This is a genomic window from Mycobacterium parmense, assembly GCF_010730575.1.
Taxonomy (GTDB): domain Bacteria; phylum Actinomycetota; class Actinomycetes; order Mycobacteriales; family Mycobacteriaceae; genus Mycobacterium; species Mycobacterium parmense.
In genome coordinates, this window is the sequence record NZ_AP022614.1 from 1703728 (window position 1) to 1721678 (window position 17951).

Annotated in this window: 12 protein-coding genes; 1 reads left to right on the forward strand and 11 read right to left on the reverse strand. The window is 66.3% G+C overall.

The window, feature by feature from the left end; translation table 11 throughout:
* Positions 1–157: 157 nt before the first annotated feature.
* From G6N48_RS07800 to G6N48_RS07835, 8 genes are all read right to left on the reverse strand, one after another.
* Positions 158–484 carry an STAS domain-containing protein gene (locus G6N48_RS07800; RefSeq protein ID WP_085271562.1) on the reverse strand — a complete coding sequence of 109 codons (327 nt, stop codon included), beginning with the start codon at positions 482–484 and terminating at the stop codon, positions 158–160.
* On the reverse strand, positions 484–3021 hold the full coding sequence (locus tag G6N48_RS07805) for a SpoIIE family protein phosphatase (RefSeq protein ID WP_085271563.1): 2538 nt from the start codon (positions 3019–3021) through the stop codon (positions 484–486). Before G6N48_RS07805 ends, G6N48_RS07800 begins: the two co-directional genes overlap by 1 nt.
* A gap of 82 nt (positions 3022–3103) precedes the next feature.
* Positions 3104–3640, reverse strand: coding sequence for a hypothetical protein (locus tag G6N48_RS07810; RefSeq protein WP_085271564.1), 537 nt, complete (start codon positions 3638–3640; stop codon positions 3104–3106).
* 63 nt (positions 3641–3703) lie between these two features.
* On the reverse strand, positions 3704–4453 hold the full coding sequence (locus G6N48_RS07815; RefSeq protein WP_085271565.1) for a hypothetical protein: 750 nt from the start codon (positions 4451–4453) through the stop codon (positions 3704–3706).
* Positions 4454–4603: 150 nt separating this feature from the next.
* Positions 4604–5371, reverse strand: a complete 768-nt coding sequence (locus tag G6N48_RS07820; protein ID WP_232066567.1) for an ABC transporter permease — start codon at positions 5369–5371, stop codon at positions 4604–4606.
* Between the two features lie 89 nt (positions 5372–5460).
* Entirely contained in the window at positions 5461–6354 is an 894-nt protein-coding gene (locus G6N48_RS07825) for an ABC transporter ATP-binding protein (RefSeq protein ID WP_085271567.1), read from the reverse strand.
* Positions 6351–11930 carry a type I polyketide synthase gene (locus G6N48_RS07830; RefSeq protein WP_085271568.1) on the reverse strand — a complete coding sequence of 1860 codons (5580 nt, stop codon included), beginning with the start codon at positions 11928–11930 and terminating at the stop codon, positions 6351–6353. The genes G6N48_RS07825 and G6N48_RS07830 overlap by 4 nt, the downstream gene beginning before the upstream one ends.
* Positions 11931–12024: 94 nt before the next feature.
* Complete coding sequence (locus G6N48_RS07835; RefSeq protein WP_139825998.1) at positions 12025–13812, reverse strand: NAD(P)/FAD-dependent oxidoreductase; 1788 nt, start codon at positions 13810–13812, stop codon at positions 12025–12027.
* A 288-nt stretch (positions 13813–14100) separates the two neighbouring features.
* Between G6N48_RS07835 and G6N48_RS07840 the strand changes: the two genes are divergently transcribed.
* A complete protein-coding gene (locus tag G6N48_RS07840; RefSeq protein ID WP_085271569.1) occupies positions 14101–15423 on the forward strand; it encodes a cation:proton antiporter in 1323 nt (440 codons plus the stop codon).
* 37 nt (positions 15424–15460) lie between these two features.
* Here G6N48_RS07840 and G6N48_RS07845 read toward each other — a convergent pair whose 3' ends face one another.
* From G6N48_RS07845 to G6N48_RS07855, 3 genes are all read right to left on the reverse strand, one after another.
* Positions 15461–16228 carry a GAF and ANTAR domain-containing protein gene (locus tag G6N48_RS07845; protein WP_085271570.1) on the reverse strand — a complete coding sequence of 256 codons (768 nt, stop codon included), beginning with the start codon at positions 16226–16228 and terminating at the stop codon, positions 15461–15463.
* Between the two features lie 127 nt (positions 16229–16355).
* Entirely contained in the window at positions 16356–16940 is a 585-nt protein-coding gene (locus G6N48_RS07850; RefSeq protein ID WP_085271571.1) for a hemerythrin domain-containing protein, read from the reverse strand.
* 92 nt (positions 16941–17032) lie between these two features.
* Entirely contained in the window at positions 17033–17929 is an 897-nt protein-coding gene (locus G6N48_RS07855; RefSeq protein WP_085271572.1) for a manganese catalase family protein, read from the reverse strand.
* Positions 17930–17951 lie beyond the last annotated feature (22 nt).

The window sequence follows — 17951 nt, forward strand, 5'->3', positions numbered from 1 at the left end:
GACCTAAGCGACATGAGTTTAATAGAATAACGCCGAAACGCCCACGAAAACAGGGCTTTTCAGCTGCCCCGCCGCGCCTCGGCGGCTCCCGCAGACTCCGGCCCGCCGGCCGTCCTCCTCGGATGAACCGATTAGCTTGTGCCACAAAGCTTTCGCGTCAGCCCTCCGGCGCCGGGGCGGCGGGCTCGACGGTGACCAGTTCGCTCAGGCCGCTGATGTGCAACAGTGACATCAGCAGCGGCTGGGCGACCAGACTGATGTGGTCGGCACGGGCGAACAAGACGTTGATGGCCGCGCTGTCCAGGTAGTCAACCGCGCTGAGGTCGACCGTGACCTTTCCGCCGCGGCCACTGCCTTCGGAGGAGACGGTGCTGATCGCATTGTTGAACGCGTCGACGTTGCTCAAGTCGATCTCCCCCGTGGCGATCAGCACGAGTTTCCCGTCGTCGCGACGCGCGGTGTCAAGGGACAGCGATGTGGGCATCAGACGATCCTTACTGCTAGGTGAACCGTCGTTCCGGCGGCGTCGGGACTGATGGACACGTCTTCCATCAGCTTTTGCATGAGCGCGATCCCGCGGCCGCGGCTGACGTCGGGGTCCGGTTGCGGAGGCTTCCAGGAGCCGGTGTCGGTAACGGTCACCCGCAGCTGGTCGACCAGTGCGGTCGCGCCCAGGGTGATGGTGCCCTCCGGGCTGTGACGGTGACCGTGCTCGATCGCGTTGGCGACGGCTTCACCCGCCGCGACCAGGACGCTCATCGCCTGATCCGGATCCACCTGCACCCGGGTCAACCAACTGCGCAACGCGGCGCGGGTGGGTGCGAGCTGGCTGACGTTGGCCGGAAACTCCATTTCGAGCGGCGCTGGATGGCGGTACAAAAGCAGGACAACGTCGTCCTGATAGCCACCGCTGGGCGCGAGGCCGGACATGATGTGGTTCGCCAGATCCTCGAGGTCCAAAGCGCGGGCGGTCGCAACCAGGTCCGCCGCCCGCGAGATGCCCTGCTCCAACGCGTTGCGTCGGCGCTCGACCAGGCCGTCGGTGTAGAGCAGCAGGGTGGCGCGCGCCGGGACGGTTACGCGCGCCTCCGGCCGGGCCCAGTCGGGGCGAACCCCCAACGCGATGGTGTGGCCGCCGTCGAGCATCTGGGTGGTGCCGTCGGCGTGGACCAGGATGGGCGGCGGGTGCCCGGCACTGGAATACACCAGCTCCCCGGTGTCGGGATCGAGCACCGCGCAGACGGCGGTGGTGCATTGGGCGCCGGGCAGCCGCGCGGCGAATCGGTCCATGCCCGCCAGGGCCGCCCCGGGGCTGGGATTCTCGAACAGCAGCGCGCGGCAGGCGCTGCGCACCTGCCCCATCACGGTCGCCGCGGCCAGCCCGTGGCCGACGCAGTCGCCGACGATCAGCGCGATCCGCCCGTCTTCGAGGTCGACGATGTCATACCAGTCGCCGCCGACCTGCAGCGGACGGCTGGCGGCCTGGTAGCGCACGGTGAATCCGTCCGGCAGCTGGGCAGGGCCGAGGATCGCGTGTTGGAGCGCCAGGGCGGTCTCGCGCTGCTGGTCGACCTGGTGCACCCGCTGCAAGCCCTGACCGAGGCGGCCGGCCAACACGGTGAGCAGGGTCTGGTCCTCCAGGGTGAACGGCCTCTGATCGGTCAGGTCCAGCCAGACGACGAGCACGCCCTCGGGGTGTTGCAGCGCGATGCCCGCCGTCCCGGGCGTCGCGGTGTTGGGGGTGAGCAGGTCGCCGTCGCGCAGCGAGCTGAGCTGCTGGCGGGTGTGGGCCGGCAGATCACCCCACTGCGCGGGTTCGCCGACGGCCACGACCTCCGGCGCGGGACTGGTGATCCGAGCGGACGGACCGCGGCTCGGGAAGGTGACGGCAAGGACGCGGCGCGCCCGCCACAGCCGGCGCAATTCCTCGGCCGCAGCGCGCACCGCGTCGTCGACGGTGTCGGACTGCGCGAGTTGCTGGTTGAGGGCCTGCTCGCGACTTGCCGCCAGCGCCAACGCAATCGAGGCGTGCCGGGCGAAATCGCTTACCAGCTCCAGGTATTCGTTGTCGAACGCCGGCTGCTGCGGGTGGCGCGCGACGGCGATGACACCCAGCACCCTGTCGTCGGCGATCAGCGGCATGACGATCGCCGAGCGTTCGCCGACGTCGGTGAAGCCCTCGATCGGGTACTGGAATGAGTCGGTGATCAGCGGCAGGCCGCGGCGCGCCACACCGCCCGTGGTGGAGGCGTCCATCGGGACCTGCTGACCGATCACCTCCGAGGCGTAGCGGCCCGCCGTGGCGGCCACCACCAGGGTGTCGACGTCATCGGAGTGCAGCTCGGGCTCCCGCGGGACCAGCAGGATCGCCTGCTCGGCATCGGCCAGCTCCAGTGCCAGGTTGACGATGAGCTGCAGCGGCCCGGTCTGGGGGTCCCCGGAGAGCAACGCGGTGGTGATCTCACGGCTGGCCTTGGTCCACTTCGCCGATTCGCGTTCCCGCTCGAACAGGCGCGCGTTGTCGATGGCGGCCGCCGCCGCCGTGGCCAGCGCCCGCACGGCATCTTCGTGGGCGTCGGAGAACGTCCGGCCGGGCCGGTCGTCGGCGAGGTAGAGGCTCCCGAAGTCGGCCGCGCGCACGGTGATCGGCATCCCGAGCACCGCCCGTATCCGCGGCTCGTGCGCCTGCAGCCCGTCACCCTGCGGGTGGGCGCTCGCCTCGTCGATGCGGAGGCCTTCGCAGACCGGCAGCCGGCCGAGCCGCCGCGCGGTGTCGTCGTCGATGCCCGCGTGCACGAACGACACCATGCTGCCGTCGGAGGCGCGGATGCCCAGCGCCCCGTACGGGGCGTCGGTCAGCTCCATCGCCGCGTTGACGATCCGGTGCAGCGTCACGTCGAGGTCCAAGTTGGAACTGATCTCGACGATGACCCGCACCAGATGTTGCATCTGGTCGCGGGCCGCCACGAGCTCGTCGAGCCGCTCGTGACCCGCGGTGGATTCACCCCCGGCGTTGGGCATATCTACAAACCTAATCTATACAAACCTGATCGTAGGACTCTCGCCGTTCCCCGCCGGCGGGATCGGTGCGCCTGTCGGGAGGTCAAAGCCAGCCGGTGCGGGCGGCGGCGACCGGCTCGGGCGGGCTCGGCGCCAGCTGCCCGTCCCGGACCCCGTCGAGCATGCGTTTCACCGCGGCGACGATGTCGGGGGCCGCGGCGGCGAGCCCGGTCAAATCGGCCTCGAAGACCTCATCGGTGTCTATCCCTGCCCGGGCCAGCACGGCGGTCGGGTCGGCCAGCTGCCCGGCCAGCCAGGACACCGGGTCGGCCGACAGCTCCGGGACGAAGTGCCGGCGCCCCGGTTCCCAGCCGTTGAAGCGGGGATGGTGGTGGGCGCGATCCAGCGTGCCGGGCGGGCTCTCGGTGGAGCCGAACAGGTCGACCCGCCACACAGGCCGGGAGAAGGCGATCGGGACGCCGGCGTAGATCGACCCCTGCGGGTCGCCCTTCTCGATCAGGCGGAGCTCCAGCCTGACTCCCCGCTCGGGGGTTTCCTGACCTTCGAGCGGGGACGGATCCACGAAGTACATGTCACCCACCACCACACCGAGGGCTTCGAATCCGAACGCTGCGAGCATCGCCTGCCTCTCCTTCGTCTGCCCTGCGAGTCTGTCCTACGAGGGTAGACCGCACAGGCCGGTTCAAACGATCTGTGCACCGGGCGGTTCGTGCAGCCACGCGGTGGACACGGCGGACCAGTCCGCAACGCTCGCATATCGCCCGGCGCGGCTGTGCGCGAGGCCGGACCCGTCGGTGCAGGACAGGGGTGTCGTCGAGATAGCCGGATGGGCGAGCAGTAACCCCGCGGGCGAAAGATGCACCGCATCCCAGGAGTGGCTCATCGTGGGCCAATCCGGGTACCTGCGACCGCCGTCGGTGACGGGGTTGGACTCGATGAACTGCTGCCAGTCGGCGGCCGAATCGATGCGCACGAGGCGGACCTGCGTCTCGTCGAAGTGGACCGCTCGCCGTGGCTGGTCGCGACGCAGGTTCTCCCCGCTCACCGTCCATGAGTCGTCACCGGCGGTCAGCGGAGTCGACGTCCAGAAAGCACCGTCGGGTAAGGCGCTCAACGGATTTCGATTCGCCGGGTTCGGCCGGTGCAGCGTGGTGAGGGCGCCCTGATGCATCTGCGGGGAGCCGAACGTCGACAGGCTCGACAGGGCTGCCAGCGCCGCGGCGGCGAGATCGCGCAGTTGCTCTCGATTCACATCGAGATTGAGCACGGCCGGGCATTCGTCCGCGTACAGGTAGCTGCCGACCGCTCTGGTCGCGGCCGAGATGAGCTCCATCGGCCCCATGGCGGCGATGGACGCCGGGACTCGAGGGCGCAGCTCTCGGAGGAACAGGCGACCGGGAAAGGTGCCGAGCAGCGATTCGTCATTGCTCATCGGCGCACGCCGGGTCGTCACACCGGAACGCGATACGTGCCGTGCGCCACCCACCGCCTGCTGAATGCGACCGCGTCGACGTTCACGGTGGCATTGTAATGAGGCCATGCGACCCCGCCGTGATCCGCGATCGTCAGTGAACGGCGCGCGTCAGCTCTTGTCCGTCCACCGGAAGACAGCGAGGCAAGCGGCCAGGCCACCGATCGTCCACGCCGTCAGCACGAGAAATATATGCCAATGCTCCCAATTGCCCGCGGGCTCGAACGCGGCCAGATCCGGGGGCAGAAGCACCGACCGGAAGCCCTGGGCCATCCATTTGACCGGAAAGAGCGAACCCAGAGTCAACATCCAGCCGGGCAACACGGCGAGCGGCACGTATGTGCCCGACACGAACTGAAGTCCGACCGCTGGTCCGTTTGTGACGACCGCGGCGGCGACGGCGTTGCTCGCGAGGTTGCTGATGAAAATACCCAGCAACGAGCAGCTGACGATCCCCAGAAGAAACACCCACGTCAGCGTGAACCAGCCGAATATCGTTGCGGGTAACCGAAGTCCGAAGAAAAGCAGGCCCACCGACAGAAGGAGGACCGCCTCGGCGAGGCTGGCAATCGCGACGAGGGAGATCTTTCCGACGAAATACGACAGAGCGGTCGTCGGCGTTCCGCGAAGGCGCCGCAAGGCGCCGGTATCGCGGTCGGCAGCGATGCTGATCCCCAGGTTGATGAACGACGTCGAAAGAATCCCGTAGGCGAGCATGCTCGCGGCGATCACGGCTCCGGTGCTGATCCCGAGATGCGGCAGCCGGGTCGAGAAGATCGAACCCAGCAGGACGCAGATCACCGCCGGCAGTGAGAACGTCAACACCACCTGCTCCGGCCGGCGATAGAACATCTTCAATTCCGGAACGACGCGCGACAAGCCGATACGCAGCGGGGACGGGAGCTGTGACCGCGGCTCGGCCCGTCCATGTCGCGTTGGCGAGCCGCTGTCTGTGGGGAGAAGGTTCATCAACTCAACCCGATCAGGTGCAGGTAGGCGTCTTCCAGCGTTGGTCGAGAGACCGTCAGCTCCGCCAGTTCCGTCCCGTCCTGGGACCGCCGTCTGATCAGTTCGGTCGGGTGATCTGTCTGTTCGACGTAGATGTCATCTCCCTGCCTCCATCGGACCGTCGCGGTCGAGCTCACGTAGTCGATCAACCGTTGCGGGGAGTCGACGGCCACCACCCTGCCGCCCGCGATCACTGCGACCCGGTCTGCCAGCGCTGCGGCTTCATCGAGATAGTGGGTGGTCAACACGATGGTGGTGCCGTCGGCGGCCAGTAAGCGGATGAGGTCCCAGAAGCGTCGTCTGGCTTCCGGATCGAAGCCGGTCGTCGGCTCGTCGAGAAATAGCAGGCTCGGCACGTTGATGATGCCAATGGCGACGTCGAGCCGCCGGCGCTGCCCACCGGATAGGGTCCGTACTCTCGAATTGCCAAGGGAAGCAAGCCCAACCAGTTCGAGCACCTCCTGCGGTGCGCGCGCCTGTGCGTGGCAGTCGGCGAACATGCGCACGGTCTCGGACACGGTGAGCATCCCGGCGTCGCTGGCTTCCTGCAGCACTATGCCGATTTTGGCGCGCCAGCTTCTGCCCGCGACTCCCGGGTCTTCGCCCAGCACCCGCGCGTATCCGGCGTCGCGCTTGCGGTGGCCCTCGAGGATCTCGATGGTCGTCGACTTCCCCGCGCCGTTGGGCCCCAGAATCGCGAATATCTCCCCGTAGCTCACGTCGAGGTCCAGATCGCGCACCGCGGGTACCCGTCCGTAAGACTTCGAAAGTCCCCGGACCATCACCGCGGACGAGCGGTCAGTGTGCGTCACCGCCGGCGCCGACCCGTTCTGCCTTCGCAGGGTGCGGCTCATGCGCGCATCTCCCGGGTGTCCTGCTCGATCGGTTGCCCCTCGAGCTCGGCCAGCAATTCGCGCAGCTCGGCCTCGGACGACTGTTCGAGCAATCGGTCGACCGCGTCGTCGGCTTCGGCAGAGCCGGGTCGGTCGCCGGAATCCTCGGGCGGCTGGGCGGCGGTCAGGCACAGCTCGTTGAGTATCCGCACGGCCAGCGAGTTGACGCTGACGCCCCTGAGCAGTTCCAGCAGCGGAATGTCCATCCCGAAAGCCCCGCTGATCCGCAATCGGAAATCCATTGCCATCATCGAGTCCAAGCCGATGTCGTCGAGGGCGTCGTCGGGGGCGATGTCGTCCACGGCGAGCTCGAAGACCGCGGCAACGATGTTCCGAACCTGGCGCGCCACCACGTCGAGCCTGTCGGCTTCCGGACATCGCGAAAGGAACTCGACCATCGACGACTCCGAATCCACAGTCTCCGAGTCGATCTCGGCCGTTCTGAGCTCGGAGAACATCGGCGGCAACTCTCTGCCGAACCCGACGCGGAGCACACGCCCCCAGTCTGCCCCGATAGCAATGACATTCGGCGCCTTCTGGTTGATGAGCCGATCAAGTATCCGGGTGCCCGCCGCGGGTGTGATGAGCTCGATACCTCGCTGCGCGTAGATCTCCTCCAATTTGAGTTCTTCGACCATGCCGGCCGACCACGGTCCCCACCCGATCGTCAGCGCCGGCAGACCCTGCGCCTGCCGGTAATGCGCGAAAGCGTCGAGAAACGCATTGGCGGCGGCATAGTTGCCTTGCCCCGGTGCCGTGACGACCGACCCCGCGGACCCGAACATCACGAAGAATTCCAGCTCGTGGTCCCGAAACGCCTCGTGTAGCACCCGAGCACCGTCAACCTTCGGAGCCATCACGGCGGCGAAATCGGCCTCGGTCATGTTGACCAGAAGCCGGTCGTCGACCGTTCCTGCGGCGTGGATGATGCCGCGTACGGGTCGGCCCCCTTCCCCGAGGTGGCCGCTCAACCACTTCTCCACCTGGTCGGCGCGAGTGATGTCGACACTGGCGGTGCTCACCCGGGCGCCGAGGCGCTCGACCTTGCCGATCATGTCCACGGTGGGGCGATGCCGGTGGTCTGCGGGTAGCGACGACCACTGCGCCCTCGGCGGGATCTGGCTTCGGACCAGCAGGGCGATGTGCCGCGCTCCGCGTTCGGCCAGGTACAACGCCACGACACGACCCAGGGCGCCGGCTCCGCCGGTCACGACGTACGTCGCGTCGGGCGAGAGTTTGGTGGGGAACGCCTGCGTCAGAATCGAACTCGAGCGCACCCGCGGCACGAATGTCGTGTGGTCCCGGATCGCGATCTGGTCCTCGGGGTCGTCGGTGAGGATGTGTTCGCAGATACGCGCCGCACTCCCGACGCCGCCGTCGGCGTCGTCGATGTCGATGAGTCCGCCCCATTGGCCGGCGAACTCCTGGTGTCCGATGACTCGGCCCAGCCCCCAGATGGCGGCTTGGTGGACGTTGAGCGCCTCGGTGCCCGGAGCCGGTTGTGCGTTGGCGGTGATCAGGTAGAGCCGAGGTTGGAAGACGCCGTGTTCGGTCACCGCTTTGACCAGATTCAGGATCGTGAACACGCCCACGTCGTCGTTCGTGTCGGCCGTGTCCGCGACCGCGCCCCGGCGGGGCTCGGCGCAGATGTCCAGCGGCCAGCAGTCGATGATGCCGGTGAGGCTGCCGTCGGTTGCGAGATGCGTGTCCAACAGCTGGCGTAGCTGCTCGGGTTGGCGCGGGTTCAGCGCGTACCCGCCGTCGACTTTCGCCAACGCGGGGACCGGCCGGCGCAACACCTTCCGGACCTGCTGGCCGCTTCGGCGCAGTTGCTCCGCGAGGGACGTGCCCACGCCGCCGGCGTCGACCAAGATGAGCCACGACAAGCGCTCCGGCGGGCTTGCGGTCGCGGGCCGCTCGTCCGGGACGCCGCGCTGGGCAACCCAATGAATCTCGTAGAGGCCCTTGTCGATACGTTCGGGCGACAGGTGAGAAGAGTTGCTCAACGCTTGCAACGTGAAGCCGGTGAACACGGCCAGCGTCTGTCCGTCGTCACCGGTGATCACGATGTCGCTTTCGACCTCGTCGCTGGTTGTCGACACCACACGCACGTGGGCGGTCATATCATGTTGGGGCGCAGCATAAATGGCGCTTCTTCGGATGCGGACGGGTAGGTGGGGGCTGTCGTCGGCCTCGCGCCCGAGAGCAGCCGTGCCGATCAGCGTTTGAAAGGCCCCATCGATGAGTACCGGGTGGAACCGGTACTCATCGAGCTCTTCGCCGAGCGCCGTGGGTGGTGCGAGGTGTGCTGTCGCCCAGCCTTCGCCGGACGTGATCCGCGTGATGGTTTGGAATGCGTCGCCGTAGTCGAACCCGGCGGCACGCGCGCGGGCATAAAACTCGTCGCCGTCCGTCGCGGTTTGCGGCGGCGTGCCGGTGGGGCCGAGGGCGGGTACCGACGATCGCGCGAGGGTGTTCAGTTCTGCGGTCGCGGTAATCGTCCACTTGACGTCGCCGCCGGCCGTGGCGGTAAGAGCGGCGAATTCCACTGTGCCCGCGTCCCGGTTGAGGGTGGTCCGTAGCACTGGGTCGCAGGTGTCGTCGAGGATGAGTGCGCGGCGAAAGGTCAGCTGGTCAACGCTGTAGTCGACAGTCCCGTACGTGACCTTCGCTGCCGCCAAGGCCATTTCGATGTACACCGCCCCGGGCAGCACAGTGCTCCCCTGCACCCGGTGATCCGCGAGAAGCGGTGTGGTCGCGGTGTTCAGCTCGACCTCCCAGGCCGGATGAATCCCGCTCACCGGCTGTCCCAGCAGCGGATGCACCGGGTTGTAGTGCAAATCCTCCGCTGCCTCCTGGGTTTCGTTCCAGAAGCGCTTGGACTGCCACGGGTACAGGGGAAGCTTGAGACGGCGACCTTCCCCTGGCGGGTACAGCGCCTCCCATGCGATCGGGTGGCCGTGGCAATGCAACGTGCCAACGCAGTGCATGAGGGTGCGACCGTCGTCGTCGTTGCGTCGCTGGGCGGCCACGACGACACAGTCGGTGTGCTGAGTCGCCGCTATGTCGAGAAGCGACGAGGCGAGAACCGGGTGGGGGCCCAGTTCGACGAAGTGGGTGTATCCGTCGTCGAGCATCCGCCGGACCGCAGGTTCGAACAGCACCGTGGCCCGGGTGTTTTGCCACCAATAGGCGGCGCCGTCGGCGTATCGGGCCAACCGTTCGCCCGTGACCGTCGAATACAGGGGAATGGTCGCCGCGCCGGGAGACAGCTGCTCGAGCACGCTGTTCAGGTCGTCTTTGACCGCGTCCATGAAGTGGCTGTGATACGGCACTTTCCCGGTGAGATACCGATGAAAGATCCCCTCAACCTCCAGCTGCCGAGCGACGTCCTCGAGAACCTCGCTGTCGCCGGCGAGGGTGATCGACGACGGTCCGTTGATCGCGGCGACCGACAGTCGCCGGTCCTCGTCGTCGCGTGTCCTGGCGTCGACGATCTGCGTGAACGACTCGGCGCTCAAGCCGACCGCGAGCATGTGGCCCAGCCCGCTGGTGCGCTGCTGCAGCCGGCTTCTTTGGTAGATCAGGTGGACCGCCTGCTCGAAGGTGAGGACCCCTGCGAGATAGTGCGCGGCCACCTCGCCTGCGCTGTGGCCGACGACTGCGTCGGGGTACACCCCGAACTGCTTCAGCTGCTCGGCGAGCGCCACCTGAATGGCGAAGTTGGCGGGTTGTGCGACGTCGGTTTCGCCCATGCGGGATCGGGTTTCATCGGTGAGGAGCTCCTCGATCAGCGACCAGCCCACGTACTTGGAAAGTTCGCGGTCGCTGCGCCGGATGCTCTCGGTGAACGCTGGATACACATCGAGCAGTCCCCGGCACATCTTCCACCACTGCGGCCCCATGCCGGTGCAGACGAAGGCCAGCGCGGGCGCGGGCGCCGCGGTGCGCTTCGCGACGACGCGCCCCGAGTCGGCGATCGCCCGAAGTTGTTCGTGCGCATCGGCAACGCCGTCGACCACCAGCGTGGTGCGGCAGTTCAACTGGGAGCGGCGCTGGCTCAGCGTGTAACCGAGGTCAAGCAGCCGCAGGCCCGGGTTGGCGTCCAGGTGCTCAGCCAACCGGCGGGCCGTCGCGACGAGGGCTTCCTCGGTGCGCGCCGAGATCGGCAAGACGGCAGTGGGCAGCTTCCGCCAATCCTGCGGACCCGTGACACCCGTGGTGGCGGGGGGTTCCGCGAGCACCACGTGGGCGTTGGTGCCGCCGAAGCCGAAAGAATTGACCCCCGCGACGCGGCGCTTACCGACGGGGAACGGGCGCCCGGAACGGGGAATGTCGATACCCCACTCACTCAGCGGAATCCGGGGGCTGGGCTTGGTCAGATGCAGGGTCGCCGGAATGTAGCCGCTCTTGAGCACCAAGGCCGTCTTGATGAGGCCGGCCACCCCGGCACCCGCTTCCAGGTGGCCGATGTTTGTCTTCACCGATCCGATCAGCAGCGGGTTCGCGGCCGGCCGTTGCAGGGCCAGTGCATTGGCCAGAGCCCGGACCTCCACCGGGTCGCCCACCGGTGTGCCGGTGCCGTGTGCCTCCACATACCCGACCTCCTCGGCGGGAACGCCTGCGTGGCGCAGGGCCGCTCTGATCGCCGCCTCTTGAGCTTCGGCACTCGGCACGGTAATGGCGTCGGTGTGGCCGTCCTGCGACACCGCGCTGCCCAGGATCTGCGCATAGATCTCGTCACCGTTGCGCAAAGCCGCTTCGAGCGGCTTGATGACGACCATCGCGCCTCCCTCTCCCCGCGCGTACCCGTCGGCCGACTCGTCGAAAGCCTTGCACCGCCCGTCCGGACTGAGAAATCCGCTTTTAGATTCGGCGATCGCGGTGTTGGGGCCGATCATGACGTTGACCCCTCCGGCGAGTGCGACGTCGCATTCGCCGTTCCAAATGCTCAGCGCCGCAAGGTGCACCGCGACGAGCGAGCTCGAACACGCCGTGTCGATCGTCATGCTCGGTCCGCGGAAGTCGAAGGCGAACGAGATGCGGTTCGCCAGCATCGTCATCATCATTCCGGTGGCGGAGTGTGTCTTGAAGCGGTAGCGGCTCGTGCGGCCCTGGTTTTGTAGAAGCTGGTAATCCAGGGTGAAACCACCGACGAACACCCCGACCTCGGTGCCGGCCAGGCTCTCTGCGGGTATCCCCCCGTCTTCCAGCGCCTCCCAGGTTGTCCGAAGCAGGAGTCGCTGCTGGGGATCGAGCAGGTTCGCCTCCCGCGGCGAGATGCCGAAGAACTGGGGGTCGAATTGATCGATCTCGCAGAGGAACCCACCGCGGCGAGTGACCATCTTGCCGACCTTCGCCGGATTGGGGTCGTGGTATCTCTGGGCGCTCCATCGCGATTCGGGGACGGTGCGCGTCGCGTCGGTTTCACCGCACAGAAGGCGCCAGTAATCCTCCGGTGTGTCCGCGCCACCGGGAAACCGACACCCGATACCGACGATCGCGAGCGGCGTGCGGGAGCCTGGTTCGGCGAGCATGGCTATCCTTTCGCGCTAAGGCCTGGAGCTCGAGCTGGATCGCCGCCGGTCAAGCAGAGTATGTAACACGGCCTTTCATCAATCCTTCGACGGCTCAGCTGAATTCGAGGGCCGTTGCGGTTTCGACGATCCAGTTCGCGCTGAGCGGGTCGTGATGCTGCCCGTGGCGGTAGGTGGATCTGAGGTCCCTCAACAAGGAGTCTCGCTGCCAGGCCTGCACCTGTCGCATGACGTCGTCCTCGCAGAACGCATCGCATTTGTCGGTGACAACGGTCTCGATCAGTTGACCCGCCAGCCGGCGCAGCAGTCGAATATTCGCATCGAACCGTGCCGTGAAGTCAGGGGCTTTGCCCATCATCGCGGTGTGCAGCGTCACCATGAAATTCAGCGGTGAGTAGAGGTCAACGAATTGCACCGCGGGGCAACCGCGTTCTACGGCCGCCCATTCCCGGAAGAAAAGCTGCATGCGGTTACTGAGTTCGATGAGGCCCTCGAGTGCAGGAACGACGCCCGGATCGTCGGCGACGGTGAGGAATCGGCCGTTGCTGTACAGAAGGCCGAGAAATCCCCAATAAAAGGCGATGTCCCAGACCACCTTCGCCGACATGATGGCAGGCGAGCCCATGAGCGGATACTGTCCGCAGTACACGTTCAGCCACATCTCGGCGAGGGAACGAAACAGCGAGTCGTTTATCCCGGCGCGCGCGACCACGTCTTCGCCGTCGAGTTCGCGGACGATCATGTCGGTGATCAGCTCGTTGCCGATCGCGATAAGGTCCAGTCCGGAGGAATACAAAGGGTCGAGGAAGACGCCAGAATCACCGGTGAGACACCAACGTGACTGTCCGTCATACACTTTGGTAACCGTGTGGCTGTAATTGCGCATCACCCTGAAGTCTTTGATCAGGTGTGCGTGCCGGTCCAGGACCGCAGCACATTGCGGCTCGTGCTCGGACAACCACGACCGGGCTTTGGCGAGAGTATTGAACCCGTCGAACGGGTGGAAGGCCGGGTCGGCAACGATGCCGACGCTGGTCGAACCGGACGCGAGGCGGATGAGCCAGACCCAGTATCCCTCGCCCATAAGATGATTCGTGGACATCGCCCGGTCGCCTTCGACAAGGCGGCTCCGCCAGGCCGGATCATCGCTCCACCGGCCGATGTCGATCTCGGTGGCAACCCGCAACCACGCAGCGTTGCAGCGGTGCTCGTTGGCGAGCCTGAGTCCCAGCTGCCGGGGCAGCGTTCGATTGCGTCCGGACGCATCGACGACCCACCGAGCCGTCGTGTGGGTAGTCGTATTACCGCGTTGAATGCGAAGGGAGTGGGGTCGACCCAGTTGACCGAGTTCCACGGATCGCACTCGGCCAGAGGTGATCTCGACGCCTTCCGAAACGCAAAGACGGTGCAGCTCGTTCTCCAGCCTGCCGCGATCGATCTGGTAGGTGACCTGGGGTATGAACGAGGAGCTGCCGAGTTCCATCCGCTGGGCAATGTCGGTGTTGCCGTCGTGAGAGAAAAACATCCGCAAACCCATCTTGCGGATCTGCGACGTGTGCAAATGATCGCCGAGGCCGAGGCGGTCCCGAAGGTAGTGGGCGGAGATCTCCACCGTCGACTCACCGACGGTATGGGTGATCTCCGGGACGGGGTGCGGATGCGGGTCGATGACGAGGATTCGCGTCCGGGGTCGCGTGCGGCGCAGTCCCAGCGCCAGGGTCAACGCCGCGGCTCCCCCGCCTACGACGGCGACGTCGTGGGTCGCACCGCTGCCGTCACCGCCGGAGAGCCTTGTCCTGATCTTCTGGGCGAGAGCCGCGCGCGCCTCCGGGTTCAGTTGCGACAGCTGCGCCTGCACGTCCACCAGCAACCCCTCCCGCATACGCGGATACACCTAGTTACTTAATAGTTAAGTACGTTACCCTAAACGCGGTTCCTGGCAAGCGGGGAAGCGTGGAGCCAGGGCGGAGGATGTCATGCCAGAGCGGCCGGTTGCCGACGTCGCGCCGGCGACGGGCCGGGTTGGCCGTCGAGCGCCCGTGACCATCGGGGATCAGTTGGATTGTCCGAATCGGGCTCCGGTGAGATCGCTCCGCGACGAATCGGCGTCGGCGGCCAAATTCCGGACGACCTGCCCGACGTCCGAACTTTGAGATCCCGGAGCTGACGCGTGCCCACAGCTGTCGCTGCCCATCTGTTCCTTGCACTGGCGGTGATTCTCGGGGCGTGCCGCCTGGTGGGTCTGGTGTCACAACGCCTCGGGCAACCGCAGGTGGTCGGCGAGATGGTGGCCGGCGTTCTCCTGGGGCCATCACTGTTGGGCAGGATAGCGCCCGCCTTACAGCATCACGTGTTTCCCACGGGGCCGACGACGATCGTCCTGTACACCACGGCGCAGATCGGCCTGGTGCTGTACATGTTCCTCATCGGCCTCAACTTCGACGCCGGCCTCCTGAAGCATCGAGTCGGTACCGCGGCTGCGGTTTCGGCGGCCGGCATCCTCGTTCCGCTCGCCCTGGGCGCCCTGGTGGCCGTGCCCCTTTTGACAACCGGACGATATTTCGACAAGAGCGTCACACTCGTCATGGCGATGATGTTTCTCGGCGCGTCCATCGCGACGACCGCTTTCCCCATGCTCGCCCGAATCATCTACGAACGGGGGCTGTCGGGAACGCCTCTTGGCACGCTGGCGCTGGCATGCGGCGCCACCGACGATGCGTTCTCGTGGTGCATCCTGGCAACCGTGCTCGCCATCCACCGCGGCAGCGCCGCCGTGGCCGCGACGGCAATACTGGGCGGAATCGCATATGCGCTACTGGTCCTGACCGTGGGACGCAAAGCGCTGCGTGTTCTCGGTACGGTATCCGAACGCCGGAAAACGGTGACGCCAGCGGTGCTGAGCGCGGTCCTCATTCTGCTGATGGCATGCGCCTGGCTCACCGACAGCATCGGTATCTACGCGATCTTCGGCGCATTCGTCCTGGGCGTCGCCATGCCGTCCGGATTCTTCGCACAACGTCTCACCGCGAGCCTCGAACCGATCGTGACGACGTTTCTGCTGCCGCTGTTCTTCGTGTACTCCGGGCTCAACACCCGCATCGGCCTCGTCAACAGCCCCGCTCTGTGGGCGGCGACCCTGGGGCTTCTCGCGGTTTCGATCGCCGGGAAAGGGATCGCGTGCACGCTGGCCGCGCGGCTGAGAAGGGTGCCTCTGCGCGAATCCATGGCGCTGGGTTCACTGATGAACGCCCGCGGACTGATCGAACTGATTCTGCTCAACATCGGCCTCGAGGCCGGCATCATCACTCCAACCCTCTTCAGCATCCTCGTGATCGTTGCCGTCGTGACGACGCTCATGGCCACACCGGTGTTCGAGCTCGTATACGGACGACATCTGAAGGTGCCGCAGTCAGACCGGGCTCAGGCGAGCCCCCCTGACCCGCGGGCCCGTTCGACGCGCGCCGCGCCCGACGTGGCAACTCAACCGGGTTAGGTTGTCCCTCGGTATGTTTCGTGTCGGGACCGGCCGATCACGGGATGTGCACACCGCCGGTCGTAACGAGGTCCCCGGCGAGGTCGACCACCTTGCGGTTGGTGTGCTTGGACGCTCTGACCAGCAGGTCGTGGGCTTCGTCGGCCGTGATGCGGTGTCGTTCCATGAGGATGCCCTTGGCCTGGCCGATCAGATCGCGGTTGATCATCGCTCGGCGCAGCCGCCCGGTGCGCTGAGCGTCACCGATCGCCAACGCGGCGTGGGTGGCGAACAACTCGGCGAACCGGCGCGCGGTGTCCTCGAAGGCGGCCGGGAGGCCGGCGTACAGACTCAATGAACCCAGCGTGCGATCGTCGATCCACAACGGCAGGCACAGCATCGAATGCACGCCCAGTTCGATCGCGCGCTGGCCGAACTTCGGCCATCTGCCGTCCGTGCGCATGTCGGTGATTTCGACGCTGCGCTGATCGCGCGAAGCGTCGATGCACGGCCCGGCGCCGGTGCGCTGCTGCAGGCGATCCAACACCGCCGGAGCTTCGCCGTGCACCGCCTGCGGAATTACCTTGCCCTTCTCCAGCAAGATGACGCCGGCCGCCTCGACCGGGTCGATGGTGGCGGTGGCCTTCACGACGATGGCTTTCAGTGTGGCGTCGCGGTCGGCTTCGTCGACGCGCAGCGACCGGGCGAGTTGCTGCAGGCAGCTCCATGCACCGTCGGTGAGAAGGTCCAGTTCGCGCGGCGTTGTCGGGACCTGACCGTCGGACTGCTCGCCGGACGGTGACACGGGCTCTAACACGCTGGCCATGGCCTCGTATAAACCAATCGACTTACACCCAAACCTTTGTGTTCCGAGCCGCACAAAGCGACGCGGCACCCGGTCGGGGTCTGCGCCCGCGGCGTGAACGCGGACCCCGACCGGCTGCGCTCGCGTGTCAGTGGATCTGCGGGTCCGGCGGATTCTTGGCCGCCCGGCCGCTCAGAGCGTCTCGCAGGTGATCGACAACGGCCGTGACCATGCCCAGGGTCTTCAGCAGCATGGCGCTGGGCGGGGTGTTCGGGTGGGGCCGGGTGGGAGCGACCTTCTTGGCCGTCTCAAGCCGGCGACCGATGGTTTCCAGCTCTTCGCTGCCCACAGCTGCCTGAAACTTCGGCCACACCGTTTCCTGTTCGAAGGCGATGTGCTCACGGGCCGCCGCGACGAAAGCCTGCAGAGCCCGTTGATACTCCGGCTGCCCCGGTCGGGTGTCTTCGAGTTGCTGCAGCAGCCTCTTGCCTTCCTGCTCCTGCGCGATCGCGGTGTCCGCCAGCGCGTCACCGTCTTCCAGGGCCCTGCGGACGGCCGGCCAGAAGAACTGTTCCTCGATGGCCTCGTGTTGCGACTCGGCGATGACCAAGTTCGTCACCATGGTTTCCAGGCCGCTGACCTGGCTTCCCTTCTTCGAGGGTGCCCCGTCGAGCACCTCCAGCATGCCCAGCACGCTCTTGTGGTCCTGGCGCAGAAATGTCAATGCGTCCATGTCAGTGTCCGTTCGTGTCGTCGATTGTGGTTGCGAGCGAGGAGCGGCCCGCCGGCGCCGCAACGCGCCGGCCGGCGGGCCTCGGTGATGGGTCAGGTGGTGGGAACGCGCTGCTCGTGGGTGAAAGGCTTGTCACCCTCGACGGCCGGGGTGCCCGCCGGGTTACGTTGCGCGCCGGTGTTTTTGCGTATGTCGGTGCCCAGCCATTGCTGTTCGGGCTTCTCGACGTACTCCCACTGCACTCCCTCGGGCCACGGACCCTGACCCTCGTTCCACGGACCGCGCACCGATTCGCCGCCGCCGTTGGACATGTTGAACGCGACGTTCTGAAAACGGTTGTCGCCAGCGAGAATCCCGGGCGGGAAATTGACCGGCAGCTCGTTGAGCGCGGCGGTGAATTGTTGGTAGTGCGCCACTTCGCGTGTCATCAGGAAGGTGAGCGTGTCCTGCACACCGGGGTCATCGGTGAACTGCTTGAGGTACTCGTAGACGACCTTGGCCCGCGATTCGGCCGCGAGGTTGTTGCGCAGGTCCACCGTCGGATCGCCGTTGGCGTCGATGAACGCCCCCGTCCAATTGTTGCCCGCGGAGTCCTTGACGCCCGGGCCGCCGCCACTGAGCACCAGGAACATGGGGTTGACCGCGACCTGGTGAATGGCTTGTTCCCGGCCATCGCGACTGGCCACCGCCGGCATCCAATCACACTGCTGGTGAGCGACTTTGAGGTTGTCGTTGAGCCCGTCCAACAGCATGGTGATCATGGACCCGACCATCTCGAGGTGGCTCAACTCCTCGGTGGCGATGTCCATGAACAAGTCGTAGAGCCTGGGATTCTTTTCGCGCAGCACGAACGCCTGGGTGAAGTACTGCATGGCGGCGGTGAGCTCTCCGTTGGCGCCGCCGAACTGCTCCATCAGTAGCGACGCGAAGCGAGGATCGGGCTGACCTACGCGAACTTCGAATTGAAGATCTTTGTTGTGAACGAACATGGGAGCCTCCAAACGGCAAGGT

Bases quoted from the DNA above. Each gene is read 5' to 3' on its own strand.
- G6N48_RS07810 (WP_085271564.1), bottom strand. From the start codon at position 3,640: ATGCTCGCAGCGTTCGGATTCGAAGCCCTCGGTGTGGTGGTGGGTGAC.
- G6N48_RS07850 (WP_085271571.1), bottom strand. From the start codon at position 16,940: ATGGACGCATTGACATTTCTGCGCCAGGACCACAAGAGCGTGCTGGGC.
- G6N48_RS07835 (WP_139825998.1), bottom strand. From the start codon at position 13,812: ATGCGGGAGGGGTTGCTGGTGGACGTGCAGGCGCAGCTGTCGCAACTG.
- G6N48_RS07800 (WP_085271562.1), bottom strand. From the start codon at position 484: ATGCCCACATCGCTGTCCCTTGACACCGCGCGTCGCGACGACGGGAAA.
- G6N48_RS07815 (WP_085271565.1), bottom strand. From the start codon at position 4,453: ATGAGCAATGACGAATCGCTGCTCGGCACCTTTCCCGGTCGCCTGTTC.
- G6N48_RS07805 (WP_085271563.1), bottom strand. From the start codon at position 3,021: ATGCCCAACGCCGGGGGTGAATCCACCGCGGGTCACGAGCGGCTCGAC.
- G6N48_RS07855 (WP_085271572.1), bottom strand. From the start codon at position 17,929: ATGTTCGTTCACAACAAAGATCTTCAATTCGAAGTTCGCGTAGGTCAG.
- G6N48_RS07830 (WP_085271568.1), bottom strand. From the start codon at position 11,930: ATGCTCGCCGAACCAGGCTCCCGCACGCCGCTCGCGATCGTCGGTATC.
- G6N48_RS07845 (WP_085271570.1), bottom strand. From the start codon at position 16,228: ATGGCCAGCGTGTTAGAGCCCGTGTCACCGTCCGGCGAGCAGTCCGAC.
- G6N48_RS07825 (WP_085271567.1), bottom strand. From the start codon at position 6,354: ATGAGCCGCACCCTGCGAAGGCAGAACGGGTCGGCGCCGGCGGTGACG.